Annotated in this window: 14 protein-coding genes; 3 read left to right on the forward strand and 11 right to left on the reverse strand. The window is 69.5% G+C overall.

Features of this window, described 5'->3' with window-relative positions; genetic code table 11:
* Window positions 1-115 precede the first annotated feature (115 nt).
* Window positions 116-1,315, reverse strand: a complete 1,200-nt coding sequence (locus tag QQG74_RS19945; protein WP_341721266.1) for an IS110 family transposase — start codon at window positions 1,313-1,315, stop codon at window positions 116-118.
* A gap of 182 nt (window positions 1,316-1,497) precedes the next feature.
* On the reverse strand, window positions 1,498-2,139 hold the full coding sequence (locus QQG74_RS19950; RefSeq protein WP_341716281.1) for a disulfide bond formation protein DsbA: 642 nt from the start codon (window positions 2,137-2,139) through the stop codon (window positions 1,498-1,500).
* Window positions 2,140-2,433: 294 nt separating this feature from the next.
* On the opposite strand from QQG74_RS19950, the gene QQG74_RS19955 reads away from it, so the two are divergent.
* Window positions 2,434-2,742 carry a metalloregulator ArsR/SmtB family transcription factor gene (locus QQG74_RS19955; protein ID WP_341716282.1) on the forward strand — a complete coding sequence of 103 codons (309 nt, stop codon included), beginning with the start codon at window positions 2,434-2,436 and terminating at the stop codon, window positions 2,740-2,742.
* Window positions 2,743-2,962: 220 nt separating this feature from the next.
* On the opposite strand, the gene QQG74_RS19960 is transcribed toward QQG74_RS19955, so the two are convergent.
* From QQG74_RS19960 to QQG74_RS19985, 6 genes are read right to left on the reverse strand one after another with little or no spacing between them, the layout of a single operon-like run.
* The gene (locus tag QQG74_RS19960) at window positions 2,963-5,362 is read right to left on the reverse strand and encodes an RICIN domain-containing protein (protein ID WP_341716283.1); all 2,400 of its coding nucleotides are present in this window, start codon (window positions 5,360-5,362) and stop codon (window positions 2,963-2,965) included.
* 60 nt (window positions 5,363-5,422) lie between these two features.
* Window positions 5,423-6,295 (reverse strand): sugar phosphate isomerase/epimerase family protein, encoded by an 873-nt coding sequence (locus QQG74_RS19965; RefSeq protein ID WP_341716284.1) that lies wholly within the window; start codon window positions 6,293-6,295, stop codon window positions 5,423-5,425.
* A 6-nt stretch (window positions 6,296-6,301) separates the two neighbouring features.
* Window positions 6,302-7,483, reverse strand: coding sequence for an ABC transporter substrate-binding protein (locus QQG74_RS19970; protein WP_341716285.1), 1,182 nt, complete (start codon window positions 7,481-7,483; stop codon window positions 6,302-6,304).
* Between the two features lie 13 nt (window positions 7,484-7,496).
* Window positions 7,497-8,480, reverse strand: coding sequence for an ABC transporter permease (locus tag QQG74_RS19975; RefSeq protein WP_341716286.1), 984 nt, complete (start codon window positions 8,478-8,480; stop codon window positions 7,497-7,499).
* 2 nt (window positions 8,481-8,482) lie between these two features.
* Window positions 8,483-9,457, reverse strand: coding sequence for an ABC transporter permease (locus QQG74_RS19980; RefSeq protein ID WP_341716287.1), 975 nt, complete (start codon window positions 9,455-9,457; stop codon window positions 8,483-8,485).
* Entirely contained in the window at window positions 9,454-10,962 is a 1,509-nt protein-coding gene (locus QQG74_RS19985; protein ID WP_341716288.1) for a sugar ABC transporter ATP-binding protein, read from the reverse strand. The genes QQG74_RS19980 and QQG74_RS19985 overlap by 4 nt, the downstream gene beginning before the upstream one ends.
* A gap of 344 nt (window positions 10,963-11,306) precedes the next feature.
* Here QQG74_RS19985 and QQG74_RS19990 point away from each other — a divergent pair, with 344 nt between their 5' ends.
* Together QQG74_RS19990 and QQG74_RS19995 are read left to right on the forward strand one after the other, a co-directional pair.
* On the forward strand, window positions 11,307-14,870 hold the full coding sequence (locus tag QQG74_RS19990) for a ThuA domain-containing protein (protein ID WP_341716289.1): 3,564 nt from the start codon (window positions 11,307-11,309) through the stop codon (window positions 14,868-14,870).
* A gap of 327 nt (window positions 14,871-15,197) precedes the next feature.
* Window positions 15,198-15,632, forward strand: coding sequence for a hypothetical protein (locus tag QQG74_RS19995; protein ID WP_341716290.1), 435 nt, complete (start codon window positions 15,198-15,200; stop codon window positions 15,630-15,632).
* 124 nt (window positions 15,633-15,756) lie between these two features.
* On the opposite strand, the gene QQG74_RS20000 is transcribed toward QQG74_RS19995, so the two are convergent.
* From QQG74_RS20000 to QQG74_RS20010, 3 genes are all read right to left on the reverse strand, one after another.
* Window positions 15,757-16,566, reverse strand: a complete 810-nt coding sequence (locus QQG74_RS20000) for a methyltransferase domain-containing protein (protein ID WP_341716291.1) — start codon at window positions 16,564-16,566, stop codon at window positions 15,757-15,759.
* A gap of 66 nt (window positions 16,567-16,632) precedes the next feature.
* Window positions 16,633-17,622, reverse strand: a complete 990-nt coding sequence (locus QQG74_RS20005) for an aldo/keto reductase (RefSeq protein ID WP_341716292.1) — start codon at window positions 17,620-17,622, stop codon at window positions 16,633-16,635.
* The gene (locus QQG74_RS20010) at window positions 17,619-18,830 is read right to left on the reverse strand and encodes a mandelate racemase/muconate lactonizing enzyme family protein (RefSeq protein WP_341716293.1); all 1,212 of its coding nucleotides are present in this window, start codon (window positions 18,828-18,830) and stop codon (window positions 17,619-17,621) included. The genes QQG74_RS20005 and QQG74_RS20010 overlap by 4 nt, the downstream gene beginning before the upstream one ends.
* Between the last annotated feature and the right edge of the window lies 1 nt (window position 18,831).

Consider the following 18,831-nt stretch of genomic DNA (forward strand, 5'->3'; position numbering starts at 1 on the left):
CACGTCAACGACCACCCCCCAGGTTGTTGATCATGAGGTTGGCGGCAGTTTGAAGATCAACAACTGCCGCCAACCTCATGATCAACCAGGGTGGGGGGTGTCCCTATGGGTTTCGTCAAGCGGGGACGGGGCTGGTCGGGCGGGGTTGGTAGGGGATCTTGTCGCGGAGCATGGCGTATAGGACGTCGCAGCGGCGTCGGGCGAGGCAGATGAGGGCGGCGTTGTGGCGTTTACCTTCGGCGCGTTTGCGGTCGTAGTAGGCGCGGCTGACGGGGTCTGCGAGGGATGCGAACGCGGCGAGGAAGAACGCGCGTTTGAGGTTCTTGTTGCCGCCTCGGGGTGGGTGCTCGCCGCGGATGCTGGTGCCGGAGCGTCGGGTGACGGGGGCGAGGCCGGCGTAGGCGGCGAGGTGGCCGGGGGTGGCGAAGGCGGTGCCGTCGCCGACTTCGAGCAGGATCCGGGCGGCGGTCCTGACGCCGATGCCGGGCATCGATGTCAGGACCGGGGCAAGAGGGTGTGCATCAAGCATCCTCTCGACCTGGTCGGCGACTTGGTCGCGTTGGTGTAGGACGTCGCGGAGGCTGTCGGCGAGACGGGGCAGGATCGTCTCGGCTGCTTGGGTGCCGGGGACGGTGACGGTCTGTTCGTCGAGGGCTGCCATGAGCTGTTCGATGAGCCGTTCACCCATGCGGGGTGCGTGGACGGCGGCGATCGAGAGTAGTTTGCGGCGACCGGCTTTGCGGAGTCCGGCCGGTCCGCCGCAGCGCGACAGCAACTCCAGCACGGCCTTGTGGTGCACCTTCGGGCCGAGAACCCGTTCCAGGGCGGGATGAATCTGGGTGAGTAGTCCCCGGATACGGTTCGACACGCGCGTGGCCTCGCCAGCGAGGTCGTCGTCGAAGCCGACGAGGACCTCCAACTCGGCCAGAGCCTCATCTCCGACGTCGACCCGCCGCAGCGTGTGCGGCAGGGTGCGGGCGGCATCAGCGATGACATAGGCGTCGCGGGCGTCGGTCTTCGCGCTTCCGGGGTGCAGATCGGCGATCCGGCGCATCGCCAGGCCGGGCAGGTAGGCCACCTGATGACCGCATGCCCGAGCCACCGCGACCGGCAGGGCGCCGATCGAGGCGGGCTGGTCGACCACCACCAGCACCCGACCGTGGCCGGCGAGTTTGTCGAACAACTGCCTCAGCCGAGCCTCGGTGTTCGGCAACGGTGCGTCGTGCAGCCGCTTGCCGTCCGGCGCCAACCCGACCGCGTGATGATCACCCTTACCGACATCCAACCCGAGGTAGACGCCGTATCCGCCGTGCACCACACCCGCCTCCACGCATCGTCCGTGGCCTCGGCCACAGGTCCAGGCGTCGGACTGCCGGCACCCACGTTACGAAGAGACCAACCCCAAACAGGGCGGCCGTGTCCCTATCAGCGGTCCGCCGACGCCACCCGACCCGGCGACAACACCCCCCGGATCATGCCTACGACAGGGGCAGGAAGTCATACCGGGCCGGGCGACCGAGGAGTCCCCGGCTGGGGACGATCAAAAAGGTAACGGGTGGGTGGGGTGGACAGTTCGTGGAAGCCGGGGGTGGCGGCGACCAGGAGGGTGCCGTCCCAGAGGCGAGCGGCGGCCTCGCCGTGGGGGATGCGGGAGATGACCGGGCCGAAGAAGGCCACTTTGGCGCCGGTGTCGTCGGTGGTGGCGATGATCGGGGTGCCGACGTGGTCGCCGACGAGTGCGATGGCCTCGGCGTGCGAGGCGCGTACCGCCGCGTCGAAGTCCGACGTCTCGGCCGCGTCGGCCAGGTCCCGGGGCAGGTCCGCGTCGGCCAGCGCGTCACCGAGGTCGCACCACTGGCCCCCTTCGTGGACCCGCAGGCCGTACGCGGTGAAGAAGCGCGCCAGCCCGTCCTGGCCGTACCGCTGCCGCACGGCGGCGCAGACCCGCACCGGACGCCACAGCCAGCCCTCGGTGTCACCCTCCGGGTCCACCTCCCGGCCCTCGTTGAGCACGGAGAGACTCATCACCTGCCAGCGCAGGGCGAGCGGTCGGACCGTGGCGACCTCAATCAACCAGCGCGAGGTGATCCAGGTGTACGGGCAACTCGGGTCGAACCAGAAATCCACGGTTCGTGTCATCGGCGCCCTCCTCGCCGCGCGATCCGTGCACGCGCTCAGCTCGATAGGGGCCACCCTGCCACAGGGCCGCCGGAGATGCTGGTCGCCAATCCCGCCCGCAGAGCCCATAGCGGCTGTCGATCATTAACACTATTCGCATCCCGCCTGGTCACGGGCCAGGTGAAAGGTGGTTCTGAGATCGATCCGGCACTTGTTCTGTTTTTGCCACTAATCGACCGATTTCTTGGAAAGATAGCGGGCGTGAAAGCTGTGAATTCTGCTGCGCCTGCTGTCTCGCCACTCGCTGGCGAGCCGATGAAGCGTGCCGACGCGGAGCGACTCGCGGGAGTGCTCAAGGCCTTCGCCGACCCGGCTCGACTCCGGCTGCTCAGCCTGATCCAAGCCGCTCCCAACGGTGAGGCATCCGTCAGTGACCTCACCGCCCCGCTTGGCCTCTCCCAACCGACGGTGAGTCATCACCTGCGGATTCTCACCGAGGCCGGCCTGCTCGAACGCGACAAACGCGGGGTCTGGGCGTACTACCGCCTGGTGCCGTCCACGATCTCGGCGATCGCCGAGCTGTTGACGCCGCCCCGCAAACGGGCCACGAGGCGGGCGCGCTGAAGGGGCCACGAGGCGCTCCGGTGGCACCGCGGCGTTCGCCGACCCGGTGCCGGCGACACCGCTGAACGGGCCACGAGGGGGGCGCGCTGAACGGGCAGCGAAGCGGGCGCGCTGAGCGGGCGGTGGTGAGCGGGGCTGGGCTCGACCGGGGCCACCCCGCGCACGGCTCACCAGTGAGCCGTGCCGGCAGAGCGGCCCCGGGTCGGGTCGGGCGACAGTGTCAGCCGGTCAGGTTCCACTGCTGGTTGGTGCCGCCGTGGCAGGCCCAGAGGTGCACCTTTGTCCCGTTGGCGGTGCCGTAGCCGCTGGCGTCGAGGCAGAGCCCGGACTGTACGCCGGTGATGGTGCCGTTGGCGTTCACGTTCCACTGCTGGTTGGACTGACCGTTGCAGTCCCAGATGATCGCCAGGGTGCCGTTGGCGGTGCCCTGGCCGGAGGCGTCGAGGCACTTGTTGCCGTACACCATCAGTTGCTTGCTCGCGGTGTAGGTCCAGCGTTGGTTCGTGCCGCCGTGGCAGTCCCAGAGCTGCGCCTGGGTGCCGTTCGTGGTGCTCGACCCGCCGATCTCCAGGCACCGGCCGGACTGGCCGCCGACGATCTGCCCGGCAGGCGGTGGCGGTGGTGCGGTGCCGCCCTGCGGACCGGCGGCGGACATCACCGCCTGGGCACCCGCCGGCCAGTTGCCGTTGGTCACCGTCACGTTGCCGGAGACGACGTTGCCCCGGTCGCCGTTTGTCACGTTGGTGCTGCCGTTCGTCGACCAGTTGTTGGTGACGGTGAAGTTGCCCATGTTCTCGGCGTACCAGTAGTTGGCGGTGGCCCAGGTGCCGGTGGCGGAGAAGACGTTGTTGCGGGCGGTGTAGTGGCGGGAGCCCTCGTCGAAGTAGAGCCCGAAGTGGCCGTTGGCCCGTAGGCAGTAGTTGTCGCTGATCAGCGCGCCCGGGTTCGCCGACAGGGTGTAGATGCAGCCGCCGTCGTTCATCTGCTGCATCACGTCGTGGATGTAGTTGCCGATCAGCCGGTTGTTCGACGCGGTGGTGGCGGTGCTGTAGCGGGGCTGGTAGTTGTAGAGGCCCCGGCCGGCGTAGTGCTCGCTGCCACCGGCGTCGTTGGAACCCCAGCCGTAGCCGAGGGACATGCCGGTGTACGGCATGTTGTAGACCTCGTTGTACGAGACCGTGGCGTTTGTGACGTAGGTGGTGAGCACCGAGACGATGCCCCGGTACTCGATGCCCAGGTCGTGCAGGCGGTTGTGGCTGATGGTGATGTCCCGGTTGACCATCCGCTGGTCGCTCGGGTGATGGGCGTCGGCCCGGACGCCACCGACCACAATGCCGCCGGCCGAGTTACGGGCGATCTCGGAGCGGGTGACGGTGATGTTGCTGGCACCGAGGCCGACCCCACTGCCGTGGGCGTTGGCGTCGTTGCCGATGCCGATGGCCGTCTGGCCCAGGTTGACGAACTGCGAGTCGGTAAGGGTGACGTTGTTGGCGGCGGAGATCTGCACGGCGGCCGGCATCTGCTGCCAGTTCGGCCGGGTCGCCTCGAACTGCGGGCAGCCGTTGTGGCAGGAGGTGAAGCTGGGCCAGTTCCAGTTGCCGTAGATGTACGCGCCGGTCTGCTGGTCCACGTACCCCTGGTTGCTGCTGGCCCCCAGCCAGCTGGTGCCGGTGAAGGTGATCCCGCTGAAGGTGACGTGGTGCGCCGGTGCGGCGTACGTCCCGCCGATCTGGACCAGGGACTGGAGGGTCGGCAGTTCCACGCTGACGTTGCTCATGTTCTGCCCGGCGAGCGGAATGTAGGAGAGCGCACCGGTGCCCGGGTCGAGGTACCACTCCCCCGGCGCGTCCAGGAACTCGTAGGCGTTTGTCAGGTAGAGCGGTCCGGGCCGGTGCGGGCTGGTGAAGGTGTCGTACCCGAAGTTGTTGTTGCTCCAGCCGGGCTGCTGCATCCGGATCAGGTTTCCGCTGATGCTCTGCACCGAGACGTACCGGTCGGTGAAGGAGTTGATGCTCTCCAGCTGGATCCGGCTCTGGTTGGCCAGGTTGTTCAGGTAGTTCAGGGCACCGCTGGTGAACCGCATGCCGGTGCTGTCGGCGGTGAAGTCGGCCCGGTTGACCTGGGTACGCGCCCGGGTGGCCACGGCACCGTTGACGTAGAGCTGCCGGGTGTCGGTCCCGGCACCGACGTTGGCCCGCCAGATGTTGCGGCCGGCGTCGACCAGGGACCAGCCGGTGACCGCCCGGGCACCGCTGATCACCGGTCGGGCCGAGGGCGCCGCCTGCCAGATCACCCGGTAGCCGTTCGTGCCGGAGTCGGCGGCGGTCAGCCGCAGCGGCGACGCCAGCCGGTACACCCCGTCGGCGAGCTGCACGACGATGTCACCGGACATGGAGCTGTTCAGCCCGCGTACCGCCGTCTGTGCGCCGGTCAACGAGCAGGGTTGGGCCGCGGTGCAGCTGCTGCCGCTGCCGTTCGGGGAGGCGTACAGGGTGGTGGTGGCGGCGAGTGCCGGGGTGGCGGCCGTGGCCACCACGGCGGCGCTGGCCACGACGGTAAGCGCCGCCGCCACGACCGTGGCGAACGCCCGGCTGGGTGCGGGAGCTGAAGGTACGGACACGGGGGTCTCCTTACCTGAGCTGGGGTGGTGTGGGGTGGGGTGGGGTAGCAGTTGCTCCGGTCACGGCTGCGCCGCGCCGGCCGACGCGAGGAGCGCACGGAGGTAGGCCAGTCCGTCGAGGGCCAGCCGGTCCTGCGACGGGGCCAGTGGCCGCCAGATCGACGCGGCGGTGGCGATCGTCTCGTTCTCGGCGGTGAACGACTCGATGCAGACCGCGCCCCGGTAACCGGTGGCGGCCAGCGCGGCGAAGAAGCGGGGCCAGTCGAAGTGGTCCCGGCCGGGCGCTCCCCGATCGGTGCCGCTGACCTGGACGTGCTTGAGGTGCGGCCCGGCGACGGCGAGGGCCGCGTACGGGTCGGACTCCTCGATGTTCAGGTGATAGGTGTCGAGCATGATGCCGACGTTCGACGGCAGCCCCTCGATCAGCTCCACCGTCTGCTCGACGGTGTTGACGACGCTCGTCTCGTACCGGTTGAGCGCCTCCACGCCGATGGTCACGCCCCGCTCGCCGGCATGGTCGGCGACCGGGGCCAGCGCCCGCCGGAAGTCGGCGTAGCAGGCGGCGCGCTGCGCCGGGCTCATCCGCCAGCTCCGGCCCACCGAGGCGTAGACCGGACCGCCGACGCACGGCGCGCCGAGGGCCGCCGCGCTGTCCACACAGCCCTTCAGGTACGCCACGGTCGCCGCGACCACGTCCGGCGCGGCGTCGACCAGGTCCCGGCCGGGCGGGGTGACCGCACAGACGCCGGCCGCCGCGAGCCCGTGCCGGGCCAGCAGGTCACGGGTACGGATCGGATCCCAGTCTCCGGGTTGCTCGATCGGCAACTCGACCGCGTCGAAGCCGAACCCGGCGATCCGGGGAATCAGCTCGGCCAGGGCCCGGTCGTCGACCGGGGACGCCCACACCCACGGGTTGACACCGATGGCGTACACGGCGGCCTACTTCCAGCGCTGCGGGTAACCCGGCAGGTCGGTGCAGCCGCACATCGCGTAGTGCAGCGGCGGCATGTCCGGGTCGAGGTAGCTGTCCAGGTTCTCCTGGGTGATCGTCGGCTGCGGCAGCTTCCACGGATTGGACACCTGCTCCCCGTCGAGGATCCGCAACGCGGCGATGATCGGCGTACGCCACTGGTAGGTCGGATAGGTCGGGGCGATCGCGGTGAGCCCGTCGTCCTTCCACATCTTGAGGAAGTCGAGCTGGTCCTCGCCGTTGATCGGCGGCACCGGCTTGCCGGCGTCCTGGAACGCCTCGACCGCCGCGACCGCGACCGCACCGGCATCCATCCAGACGCCGTCGATGGTGCCGTGCCGCTGGATGTAGTCGTCCACGATCTTCTTGGTCTTCGCCGGGTCGCCGTCGGTGAACTCGACGCCGACGACGTCGACCTGCGCCTTGTCGAAGACGACCTTCGCGGCGGACCAGCGGGTCTCCAGCACGTCCACCCCGGGCAGGATGCGCAGGGCGAGCACCTTGCCGCCGGGCTTCATCCGCTGGCTGACGAACTCGGCGCCGACGTGGCCGAAGCCGTACCCTCCGATGGGGTTGATGAACGTCACCGGGCAGTCGGTGTCCACGCCACGGTCGAAGACGACGACCGGCAGGCCGGTCTTGCAGGCCGCCTCGACGGCCGGGGTGAGCGTGGCGGTGGTGTTCGGTGAGACGATGAGCGCGTCGCAGTCCTTGCCCAGCAGGTCGTTGATGTCCGCGATCTGTTTCTGGTCCTTGCCTTCGGCGTCGACGTGCACGAACTCCTTGATCCGGCTGCCCTGCGCCTCGACCTCGGCCTGCATGGTCTTGAACCCGACCTGCCGCCACGGGTTGTTCAGCGCGGCGTTGGAGAAGCAGATCTTGTGCGGGCCGGCCTTCTTGAACTTCGTGGTGTCCACCGGCGTCGGGTTGAGCACCTGCTCCCACGGCTTGTCGGCCGGACCGGTCGGGGTGGCACCGAGCAACGCCAGCTCGGCGTCGTAGTCGGCCTGCACGAAGAACTTCGACTGTTCGCCGGTGCCGGACCCCTCGGCCGAGGCGCTCCCGGACGGGCTCGCGTTCGGCTGGTCGGTGGCACAGCCGGCGAGGGTGAGCAGGGTGACGGCGGCCAGCGCCGCCATGGAACGTCGCACGGTATTTTTCCCCTTATCTCGACGAAGATCGCGGTGCGGAAACCGCCACGGCGAGCAGGATGATCGCGCCCTGGACGGTCGATCTGAGGGCGCCGGAGACGCCGTAGAAATTCATGAGGGCGAAGAGCAGTTCGAGGGTCAGCGCACCGAGCATCGCGCCGACGACCGAGCCACGGCCGCCGCCCAGCGCGACCCCGCCGAGCACGACCGCGGTGATCGCGCCGAACTCCAGGCCGGCACCGGCCTGGAACGACACCCCGCTGTAGCCGCCGATCAGGATCGCCGCGACGGCCGCCGCCACTCCACTGAGGACGAAGGCGATGGTCCGGCTGCGCCAGACCCGCACCCCGCTCAGCTCGGCGGTACGCGGATTGTCGCCGACGGCGACAAGCGTCCGCCCGAAGTCCGAGCGGGTCAGCAGCACCGCCAGGGCGGCGAAGACCAGCAGCACGATCAGCGCGTACGGGACGCGGCCGAGCAGCGGCAGGTCCTCGATGGCGCGCCGGCCGAGTCGGCGGAACTCCTCGGAGAGCCCACCCTTTGGCGCGCCGTCGGACCAGAGGTACACCGCACCGAGGAGGATCAGGAACATGCCAAGCGTGGTGATGAACGACGGCACCCGCAGGCGGGTGGTGATCAGGCCGTTGACCAGCCCGACGAATGCACCGAAGAGGAGCAGCAGCCCCACCACCGGCCAGGTACGCGACGGGTCGCTGTCGATGAGCCGGGCGGCGACGACCACCTGCGCGGTGACCAGGGAGCCGACCGACAGGTCGAACTCGCCGGAGACGATCACGAAGTACTGACCGGCGGCGAGCAGGATGATCGGTGCCGAACGGCCGAGGAAGGACATCAGCGACGGCGGGGCGAGGAAGTCGGGCTGCCGGATGCCGACGAGGAGCAGCAGCACCGCGAGAATCACCAGGATCGGCAGGAGGCCGCCGGGACGTACCCGCACCGGGCCCATCGACCGCAGCGGACGCGTAACGATCTGCATGATCAGGAATCCGCCTTTCGCAGGGCCCGGCGGGCGTAGACGGCGACGGCGGCGATGATGACGGCGCCCCGGATCACCTGCTTGAAGAAGGCGTCGACCTCAAGTTGGTTGAAGATGGCGTCGATGCTGGCGAGCAGCAGCACCCCGCCGACGGTGCCGACGACCCCGCCGCGCCCACCGGCCAGAGCGGTGCCGCCGAGCACCACGGCGGCGATCGACTCCAGGTCGTAGAGGCCCTCGGTGCCCACCCGGGGTGCGCCCGCGCCGAGCCGGCTGGCCAGGTAGATCCCGGCCAGCCCGGCGCAGAGCGAACAGAGCACGTGCGCGGTGACCAGGACCCGACCGTTGCGTACGCCGGAGAGGCGGGCCACCTCCGGATCGCCACCGACGGCGACGAGGTGGTGGCCGAAGCGGGTCCGGGAGAGCGCGAACCAGGCCAGCGCCGTGACGACCACCAGCAGCACGAACGACAGCGGCACCGGGCCGATGCGCTGATAGCCGAGGCTCTGCACGAGTGCCGGCGAGGTGGTCCCGGCCGGCCCGTCGTACCCGTTGTCGAGGTAGCCCTTGAGCAGCAGCCCGACGCCGAGGGTGGCGATGAACGCGTTGATCCGTAGCCGGGTGACGAGCAGCCCGTTGAACAGCCCGATGGCGGCGCTTACCGTGAGGGCCAGGCCGATCGCCGGCAGCACCGCGCCGTCGCGGCCGTTCATCGTCTCGGCCGCGATGAGGGTGCTCAGGCTGATCACGTAGGCCACGGAGAGGTCGAGCGAGCCGCCGAGGATGACCAGGGTCTGGCCGACCGCGACGAGCCCGAGCCCGGCGGCCACGTGCAGCAAGCTCACCGTCGTCGACTGGTTGAACAGCTGCCCACCGTCGATCAGCACGATCAGCCAGCCGATCGCGAGGGTGAGGGCCAGGGCCACGAACACGCCCGGCACGTTCCAGCGCGCCGGGCGCAGCGAGAGCACACTCACGCGACCGCCCCCACCGTGCCGACCGCCAGCGCCATTACCTCTTCCTCCGTCGCAGCGGCGGGCAACTCGCCCGCGATCCGGCCGTCGCGCAGCACCACGATCCGGTCACTCATGCCCAGCAGCTCCGGCAGATCGGAGGAGATCATCAGCACCGCGGCACCCTCGCTGGCGAGGCGGCGGACCAGATCGTGGATGGCGGACTTCGCGCCGACGTCGATGCCCCGGGTCGGCTCGTCGAAGAGCAGGATCCGCGGGTTGAGCAGGAGCCAGCGCGCCAGCACCACCTTCTGCTGGTTGCCGCCGGAGAGAAAGCGGATTTCCTGGTCGTCGCCGGCCGCGCGGACCTGGACGGCGGCGAGCAGTTCCCGGATGCGTACGGTCCGGGCGGCGCGACCGGACCGCGCCGCGACGGCGGCCCGGCCGGCGAGCAGCGCGTTGTCCAGCACCGACTGCCGGGCGACGATGCCCTCGCCCTTGCGGTCCTCGCTGACGTAGGCGACCCCGGCCCGCATCGCGGCACGTGGCGAGCGCAGCCGGACCGGTACGCCGTCGAGGGTGACCGTACCTGTGGTGAAGGGCGCCACCCCGAAGATCGCCCGGGCCAGCGCCGAGCGTCCGGAGCCCTGGAGCCCGCCGATGCCGAGCACCTCACCGGCGCGCAGGTCCAGATCGATGTCGCGCAGTCGCCGGTTGCCGCCGCCGCGCACCGTGAGCCGGACCGCGCCGAGATCTTCCGGGGCGGCCCGGTCGGGGTAGTAGCTGGACAGTTCCCGGCCGACCATGTGCCGGACCAGTTCGTCGGCGGTCGTCTCGGCGGTGCGCAGGGTGCTCACCCGGCGACCGTCCTTGAGTACGGTGATCCGGTCGGAGAGGTCGAACACCTCGGTGAGCCGGTGCGAGACGTACAACAGCCCGATGCCGCGCTGCTGAAGCCGGCGCACCAGCCGGTAGAGCAGTTCGACCTCGTGGTCGGCAAGCGCTGCGGTCGGCTCGTCCATGATGAGCAGCCGCGCGTCCAGGGCGAGCGCCTTGGTGATCTCGACGACCTGCTGCTGGGCGACGCCGAGCCGCCCCACCTTGGCGTCGGCGGGCAGGGTGGTTTCGCCGATCGAGGCGAGCAACTCCCGGGTGCGGTGCAGCATCTGCCGACGGTCGACCAGACCACGGCGTACCGGTTCGTGGCCCAGGTGCACGTTCTCCGCGACGGTGCGCTCCGGCAGCAGGGTGAACTCCTGGTGGATGATGCCGATTCCGGCCCGCTGGGCGTCGCGCGGGCCACGGAACGCGCGCGACTCGCCCAGGAACTCGACGGTGCCCTCGTCCGGCACGTGACCGCCCGAGACGATCTTCATGAGGGTGGATTTGCCGGCCCCGTTCTCCCCGACCACGGCATGCACCTCGCCGGGCGCGACGTCGAGGTCGACGCCGTCGAGAACGCGTACGCCGAGGAAAGACTTGCCGATGCCGCGCAGGGCGAGCAGCGGCACCGGCCGGAGATCTGACATCGCGGACAGCCCTTACAGGTAGTGGTCACCGATGAGGTTCGTGCCCGCGCCGCCGGGCTGATCCAGCGGCGCGGGCACGGCGGACATTCGCAGGACGTAGCGCGACTTACGTTCTTATGTGGCAAACATTCTCTTGACATGACCGAAACATCACACGTATGAAGATAGATGTTTCGATGCGGCTACGCAATCCTCCGCCTGAGCGGCCACTCATCCGGCCGCGATCGACAGCGGCTTGCGGCCGACGGAACCACACACCCCCACCCACCTCAGGAGAGACATCGGATGTTGATCATGACATTGATGATCGTCGATTGAGTGCCAAGCCTGACCTAGGAGACGGCATGCGTCGCAACACATCGATCATCGGGCTGATCGCGGGCCTGTTGCTCTCGCTCGCGCTCGTCCAACCGGCATCGGCCGCCCCGGCCTTCCGGGCCCTGCTGTTCACCAAGACCGCCGGCTACCGGCACGACTCGATTCCCGCCGGGGTCTCGATGTTCCAGCAGCAGGCGGCGGCCAACAACTTCGAGCTGGTGCACAGCGAGGACTCGAACGTCTTCACCCCGGCCAACCTCGCCACCTTCGACGTCCTCATCATGTTCCAGACCTCCGGCATGGTCTGGACCTCCGCCGCCCAACGCCAGGCCGTCGAGGGATTCCTGGCCAGCGGCAAGGGCATCGTCGCCATCCACAACGCCACCGACATGGGCATCGAAGCCGAGTACCCGTGGTGGGACCAGACCGTGAACGCCGGGGCGCACATGCCCGAGCACTCCCCCGGCGTACTGCCCGGCACCGCAATCGTCGCCGACAAGAAGCACCCGTCGACAGCCAGCCTGCCGGACCGCTGGAACCGCAGCGAGGAGTGGTACAACTTCGACAAGAACCCGCGCGGCGACGTGCACGTCCTGGTGACCGCCGACGAGCGGACGTACAACCCGGGTTCCCGGGCGATGGGCCCGGACCACCCGATCTCCTGGTGCCGCAACACCGCTGGCGGCCGGGTCTGGACCACCGCGATGGGCCACGCCGCCGAGTCCTACAGCGAGACCCACTTCCGCAACCACGTGCTCGGCGGGGTCAAGTGGGCCGCCGGCAACGAACCAGGTGACTGCGGCGGCACCGTCTGGGGCAACTTCGAGAAACGCACCCTCGACAGCAACACCGTCGACCCGATGGCGCTCGCCGTGGCACCCGACGGTCGGGTGCTGTACGTCCAACGCGGTGGCCAGGTCAAGATCTTCAAGCCGAGCACCAACAGCACGGTGACCGCCGGCACGCTAAGCGTCTACACCGGCGGCGAGGACGGCCTGACCGGACTGGCGCTGGACCCGAACTTCGCGACAAACGGGTACGTGTACCTGTACCACTCACCGGCCAGCAGCTCCACCGACGTCAACCGGGTCTCCCGCTACACGCTCAGCGGCGACACGCTGAACATGTCAAGCGGGGTCACCATCATCGACATTCCGGCGTACCGGGACCGGACCTACCCCGAGCCCGGCCACACCGGCGGGTACCTCGACTTCGGGCCGGACGGCAACCTCTACATCGGCACCGGTGACGACGTCGCGCCGAACCTCGACCCCAACTGGCAGGGCTACGCCCCGCTGGACTGGCGGCCCGGCAAGCACATGCTCGACGCGGCGCGTACCGCCGGCAACACCAACGACCTGCGCGGCAAGCTGCTGCGCATCCGGCCCTCGGCCAGCGGCGGCTACACCATCCCGGCGGGCAACATGTACGCCCAGGGCACGGCGCAGACCCGTCCGGAAATCTACGCGATGGGCTTCCGCAACCCGTTCCGCTTCTCCATCGACCCGGCCAACGGCTGGGTCTACCTGGCCGACTACGGGCCCGACCGGAACCCCCCGACCACCAACCGAGGCCCCGAGGGGCTCGTCGAACTCAACGTGATCAAGGCTCCGGGCAACTACGGCTGGCCGTTCTGTCACGGCGACAACCAGCCGTACGCGCCGTACAACCCGGACACCGGGGCGGTCGGCGCCAAGTTCAACTGCGCCGCACCGGTGAACAACTCGCCAAACAACACCGGCCTGACCAGCCTCCGGCCGGTCGTCGCGCCCAACCTGTGGTACGGCTACGGCAACTCGCCGAACTTCCCCGAGCTGGGTTCCGGCGGCTCCGGACCGATGGGCGGGCCGGTCTACCGGTACAACCCGGCGAACCCGTCGGCGACGAAGTTCCCGCCGTACTACGACGGGGTCCACTTCTTCTACGAGTGGTCGCGCAGCTACCTCAAGGAGGTGCACTTCGACTCGGCCACCGCGGTCACCCGCACCAACGCGTTCCTGCCCACCAGCCGGTTCAACAAACCGATGGACCTGGAGTTCGGGCCGGACGGTTCGCTCTACCTGCTGGAGTGGGGCACCAACTTCGGTGGCGGCAACAGCGACTCCGGCCTCTACCGGATCGACTACGTCCAGGGCGGCCGGTCCCCGATCGCCACGGCCACCGGTACGCCCACCAGCGGCAACGCCCCGCTGACCGTGCAGTTCTCCAGCGCCGGCTCGATGGACCCCGACCCCGGCGACACGATCAGCTACCACTGGACCTTCGGCGACGGCACCACCTCGACGGCGGCCAACCCGTCGAAGGTCTACACCAGCAACGGCAACTACACGGCGCAGTTGAGGGTGACCGACAGCTCAGGCAAGACCGGCTTCGCAAACGTCCAGATCACCGTCGGCAACACCGCGCCGGTGGTCACCATCACCACCCCGGCCAACGGCGGCATGCTCACCTTCGGTGACCGGGTGTCCTACCAGATCACCGTCTCCGACCCGGGCGGCGCACCGATCGACTGCACCAAGGTCTTCCTCAACCCGGCGCTCGGGCACGACGACCACGCGCACGAGACCACTGACTATCCCGGTTGCTCCGGCACCATCCCGACCGACCTGCTCGGCGGGCACCCGGACGGGGCGAACCTGTTCTACGTGCTCAACGCCCGCTACACCGACAACGGCGGGGCGGGCGGCGCGAACCCGCTCACCGGCCACGCGCAGGTGATCCTGCAACCCAAGCACAAGCAGGCCGAGTACTACAGCAGCCAGTCCGGCACCCGGGTCATCGACCAAGCCGGCGCGCAGAGCGGCAAGCGGATCGGGGACATCTCCAACAACGACTGGATCGCGTTCACCCCGATGAGCCTGACCGGCATCAACACCGTCAGCTACCGGCTGTCGTCGCCCTCCGGCGGCGGTTCGATCGAGCTGCGCGCCGGCTCGCCGACCGGCACGCTGCTGGCCACCACCCCGGTGCCGAGCACCGGTGGCTGGGACAACTACCAGTCCACGCCGCCGGTGAACGTCACCGCCCTGGCCGGCACCCACACCCTGTACCTGGTCTTCAAGGGCAGTGGGAACAACTGGTTCGACCTCGACTCGCACACCTTCGGCGGTCCCGGCGTCGGCACCGGCGGCCCGGTCACCCCTCCGCCGGGTGACGGGATCGCCGGCCGGACCTGGACACTCGCCGCGCAACACAGCAACAAGCTGATGGACGTCAGCGGCGTCTCCACCGCCGACGGCGCCCAGATCCACCAGTGGGCGGCGACCGGCGGCAACAACCAGAAGTGGCAGGCCGTCGACGCCGGTGGTGGCGCCGTCTACCTGAAGGCGGTGCACAGCGGCAAGTGCGCGGAGGTCATCGGCGGCTCCACCAGCGCGGGTGCCTTCCTCCAGCAGGCCACCTGCAACAACGGCAACCAGCAGAAGTTCACCGCCACGGCGACCGCTACCTCCGGGGTCTACACGGTGAAGAGCGTACCCAGTGGGCTCTGCCTGGACGTCAACGGCGGCGCCACAAGCGACGGTGCCCGGCTGTTGCAGTGGACCTGCCACGGCGGCACCAACCAGCAGTGGCGGTTCAGCCCGGCCTGACCCGGCCACAGCTGACCGGTGAACACCTCCGATCGGGACCGGCGTCGCACCACGGCGCCGGTCCCACGTCCCTTCCGGAGCATGCGGGCCGGCGACGGCAGCAGGCGGACGTCGGCTTCGCCCGCGTGCGGCCACGCCTGCCTCGGAGCTAGGGCCTGTGTCGAAGGCAGCGGCCGGACCTGGGCTGCCGCCGCGCGCCGCTCGCGGCAGATGCGTGCGCCTAACCATCGCCACCTGTCGCCGACAGGAGCGCAGCAGGGCCACCGACCATTCCTATGCAGCAACACCCGGTTGCTACGTCGCGCGGGGGGCTGCCACACTACCGCAGTGTCCAACAATGCCCGAGTTCACGGCCCCGTTTCCTCGTTCTTTCTTGCCTGGTCCCGATGGTTCGAGCGAGTGCCGCGATGGTTGCGTCTGACGATGTACACGCCGCTAGTTGCCTTAATGGCTTTCAGCTTGGGTAGTCGCCGTGGGTGGACCATCGGAATGGCAGCCGGGCTTTTCTACGGCATTTTGTTCGTTGGCTACGCGATTTCCCCGCAACATATTCAGGAATGGTCGAAGAATCACGCATACCTGGATGCAATGCTTTTCATACCGTTCTTGTTCTTTGCCATGTTGCTCCTGCTACCCCAAGCTCCGATATGGATCTTGGCGCTCGTGGCTGTGGGGATCGGCGGCGCTACCGTGCCGCTCATGGTTCGTAGACGCCGCCAGTTCTGGGCACGTGAAGCAGCTGAAATCAAGCGTCAGCCCTAGGCTCTGGTCGGGCCGCTGATTGCTCGTCGCTCGGAGCGGAGGGTTCACGTCGTCGGTGGCCGCGTCAGTCACCGCCGGCGGTTGGGGTCGACGACGCATGTCCTGGCCGAGCGAGCGTCGCTCCTTAGGCCCGGCAGACGATCTCGCCGTGCAGCACGACGAACCAGGCATCCGCCGCTTCGGCCCATTCCCGCCAGCCGTCCGAGATGCCGCGTAGGTCCTGCGCCGTGGCGGCGCCTGAGGTCAGCACCTGTCGGGCCAGGTCCGAATTCAGGATCCGCTCGGCCCACATCCCGCCCCACCACCGCCTGTCCTCCGGCGTGGCGAAGCACCAGGTGCTCGCCGTCGCCCTGACGTCGGTGAACCCGGCGGCCTGCGCCCAGGAGAGCAGCCGCCGGCCGGCGTCCGGCTCGCCTGCGTTGGCGCGGGCGGCCTGCTGGTACAGGGCGAGCCAATCGTCCAGCGCCGGCACGCGAGGAAACCAGGTGAACGCGGCATAGTCGCTGTCCCGCGCAGCGACGATTCCGCCGAGGCGGCAGACCCGGCGCATCTCGCGCAGCGCCTGCACCGGATCGGCGACATGCTGAAGCACCTGGTGGGCGTGGACGACGTCGAACGTACCGTCGGGGAAATCCAGCGCGTGGACGTCAGCGACCGCGAAGTCGATGTTGCCCTGGCCACGTGCGTCGGCCTCCGTGCGGGCGAGTTGGAGCGCGTCGCCGGTGATCTCCACGGCGGTGACGCGTCCGGGTGCGACACGGGCGGCCAGGTCGACGGTGATGGTGCCCGGTCCGCATCCGACGTCGAGCACCGACATGCCTGGCGTGAGGTGCGGCAGCAGGTACGCCGCCGAGTTCTCGGCGGTACGCCACCGGTGCGAGCGCAACACCGACTCGTGGTGCCCGTGGGTATAGACGTTCGGTGCGGCTGGCATGCGCGAATCTCCTCGACCGGGTGCAGCGACCGTAGCCAACCCGTCCCGCAATTCGGTAGGAGAATCCTATATTTTGGGAGACGGTGCCGCGAGCAGCCCGGCCGAGGCCAGCGCGGCCCAGAGTTCGTCCGGTACGTCGACCGCCGAGCGCCGTACGGTCTCCACCATCTGGGGCCCGTTGCGCACACCGACCACCGTCGACACCACGGCCGGGTGCCGGCGGACGAAGGCCAGCGCCGCCTGCGGCAGGGTGACGCCGTACGTCTGGCAGACCTCGGCGATGCGCCGGGCTCGGGCGATCAGCTCCGGCGGTGCCTGCTCGTAGTTGTACGAGGCGTCGGCCGGGGGGTGGTCCCGGGACAGCAGCCCCGAGTTGTAGACGCCCGCGATCACCACGCCCACCCCACGCCGCTGCGCGGCGGGCAACAGGTCGTCCGCCGCGCCCTGTTCGAGCAGGGTGTAGCGGCCGGCGCACATCACCACGTCGATGTCGGTCTCTTCGACGAACCGGGCAAGCATCGCCGACTGGTTCATGCCGGCCCCGATGGCACCCACCACGCCCTGGTCCCGCAGCTCGACCAGGGCGGGCACCGCCTGGCCGGTGGCCTGCTCCCAGTGGTCGTCGGGGTCGTGCAGGTAGGCGATGTCGATCCGGTCCAGGCCCAGCCGGTCGAGGCTGGACTCGATCGAACGGCGCACCCCGTCGCGGCTGAAGTCCCAGACCCGGCGGTGGCTGGCGGGGACATCGAACCCCTCGGGGTCACGCCGATGCGCGTCCTGCGGCGACGGCTCCAGGAGTCGTCCGACCTTTGTCGACACCACGTACTCGTCGCGCGGTCGGTGCCGCAGGGCCGCGCCGAGCCGTCGCTCGGACAGCCCGAGCCCGTAGTGCGGCGCGGTGTCGAAGTACCGTACGCCCGCCGCCCAGGCGGTGTCGATGGCCGTGCGGAACTCCTCGTCCGTGGTCGCCCGGTACAGGTTGCCGCCCTGAGCGGCACCGAGGCCCAGGTCGGTGAGGCGTACCGCGGGACGGCGTGGCAGTGGGCGGGCGCTCATGACATCCCCAGGCTGGTGACGTGCCGGGCGGCGGCGACGGGCAACCGTCGGGCGGGAAAGGCGCCGTCGGACTCCGCCAGCAGGCGCCGTCCGGCCGTCTCCGGCCGGACGTTCGGGCTGTCGGACGCCGGGACGGGCTGCCGGTCGGCGGCCCGGGTCCGCTGCTCGTCGACTCGGATGCCGAGCCCCGGCGAGTCGCCGAGGACGAAGGCACCGTCCTCGACGTACAGGTCGATGGCGACGCCGACCGGTGGGTGCAGATCCTGGAGTTCGCTGGTCAGATGGTTCGGCACCGAGGTCGCGGCGTGCAGCAGCCCGACCGGGCTGTTGCCGATCGGACTGACCGGCAGGTCGTACGCGTGCGCCAGGGCCGATACCCGCAGGAAGTGGGTGATCCCCCAGACGGCGGCCATCTGCACGATGTCGACCGCCCCGGCGGTGATCAGCGGACGGTACTGTTCCAGCCCGGTGAGGTTCTCCCCGGTGGCGACGGAGGCGCGGATCCCCCGACCGACCGCGGCGAGGCCCTCGGCGTCCCAGCGCCGCACCGGCTCCTCGATCCAGATCAGGTCCAGGACCCGTTCCAGTTCGGCGACGTGCCGCACGGCCTGCTTACGGGTCCAGGCCTCGTTCACGTCGAGCATGAGGCCCGGCCGTAGGCCGTGCCCCGCCTCGGTGAGCAGGTCCCGGACCAGGCAGAGACGACGCCGGTCGTGCTCGATGTCGAGGCCACCCTTGAGCTTGGCGGCCCGCAGGCCGTGCCGGGCGTACGCCTGGTAGGCCGAGACGAGTTCGTCGTCGGTCAGCCCGATGTCGAGGCCGGAGGCGTACGCGGGCACCACCCGGTCGCGCCCACCGAGCAGCCGCCACAGCGGCTCGCCGGCCGCCTGCGCCTTGATGTCCCACAGGGCGGTGTCGAGCGCGCCGATGGTGCCGAAGACCGGGCCGGCATGGCCCGCCTTGAACGTGTGCCGCAGCATGCGGTCGTAGAGGGTGGTCACGGCACGGGGGTCTTCGCCCTCGATGGCCGCGAAGATCCGCTCGATCTCGACGTACGGGCCGAGGCCGACTCCGGAAATTCCCTCGTCGGTCTCGACGATGACGATCGACACCGGGACCACCCCGTCGGCGAAGACGCCATTGGCGTCGCCGACCGGTCGCCCCCACTCCTGGACCGTGGTGAGTGTCCGATATCCGGTGATCCGCATG

Source organism: Micromonospora sp. FIMYZ51, from assembly GCF_038246755.1.
Taxonomy (GTDB): domain Bacteria; phylum Actinomycetota; class Actinomycetes; order Mycobacteriales; family Micromonosporaceae; genus Micromonospora.

What these genes read in the sequence shown, in the direction of transcription:
- QQG74_RS19950 (WP_341716281.1), bottom strand. Translation starts at nt 2,139, where the DNA reads ATGACACGAACCGTGGATTTCTGGTTCGACCCGAGTTGCCCGTACACC.
- QQG74_RS19955 (WP_341716282.1), top strand. Translation starts at nt 2,434, where the DNA reads ATGAAGCGTGCCGACGCGGAGCGACTCGCGGGAGTGCTCAAGGCCTTC.
- QQG74_RS19975 (WP_341716286.1), bottom strand. Translation starts at nt 8,480, where the DNA reads ATGCAGATCGTTACGCGTCCGCTGCGGTCGATGGGCCCGGTGCGGGTA.
- QQG74_RS19985 (WP_341716288.1), bottom strand. Translation starts at nt 10,962, where the DNA reads ATGTCAGATCTCCGGCCGGTGCCGCTGCTCGCCCTGCGCGGCATCGGC.
- QQG74_RS19990 (WP_341716289.1), top strand. Translation starts at nt 11,307, where the DNA reads ATGCGTCGCAACACATCGATCATCGGGCTGATCGCGGGCCTGTTGCTC.
- QQG74_RS20000 (WP_341716291.1), bottom strand. Translation starts at nt 16,566, where the DNA reads ATGCCAGCCGCACCGAACGTCTATACCCACGGGCACCACGAGTCGGTG.
- QQG74_RS20005 (WP_341716292.1), bottom strand. Translation starts at nt 17,622, where the DNA reads ATGAGCGCCCGCCCACTGCCACGCCGTCCCGCGGTACGCCTCACCGAC.
- QQG74_RS20010 (WP_341716293.1), bottom strand. Translation starts at nt 18,830, where the DNA reads ATGCGGATCACCGGATATCGGACACTCACCACGGTCCAGGAGTGGGGG.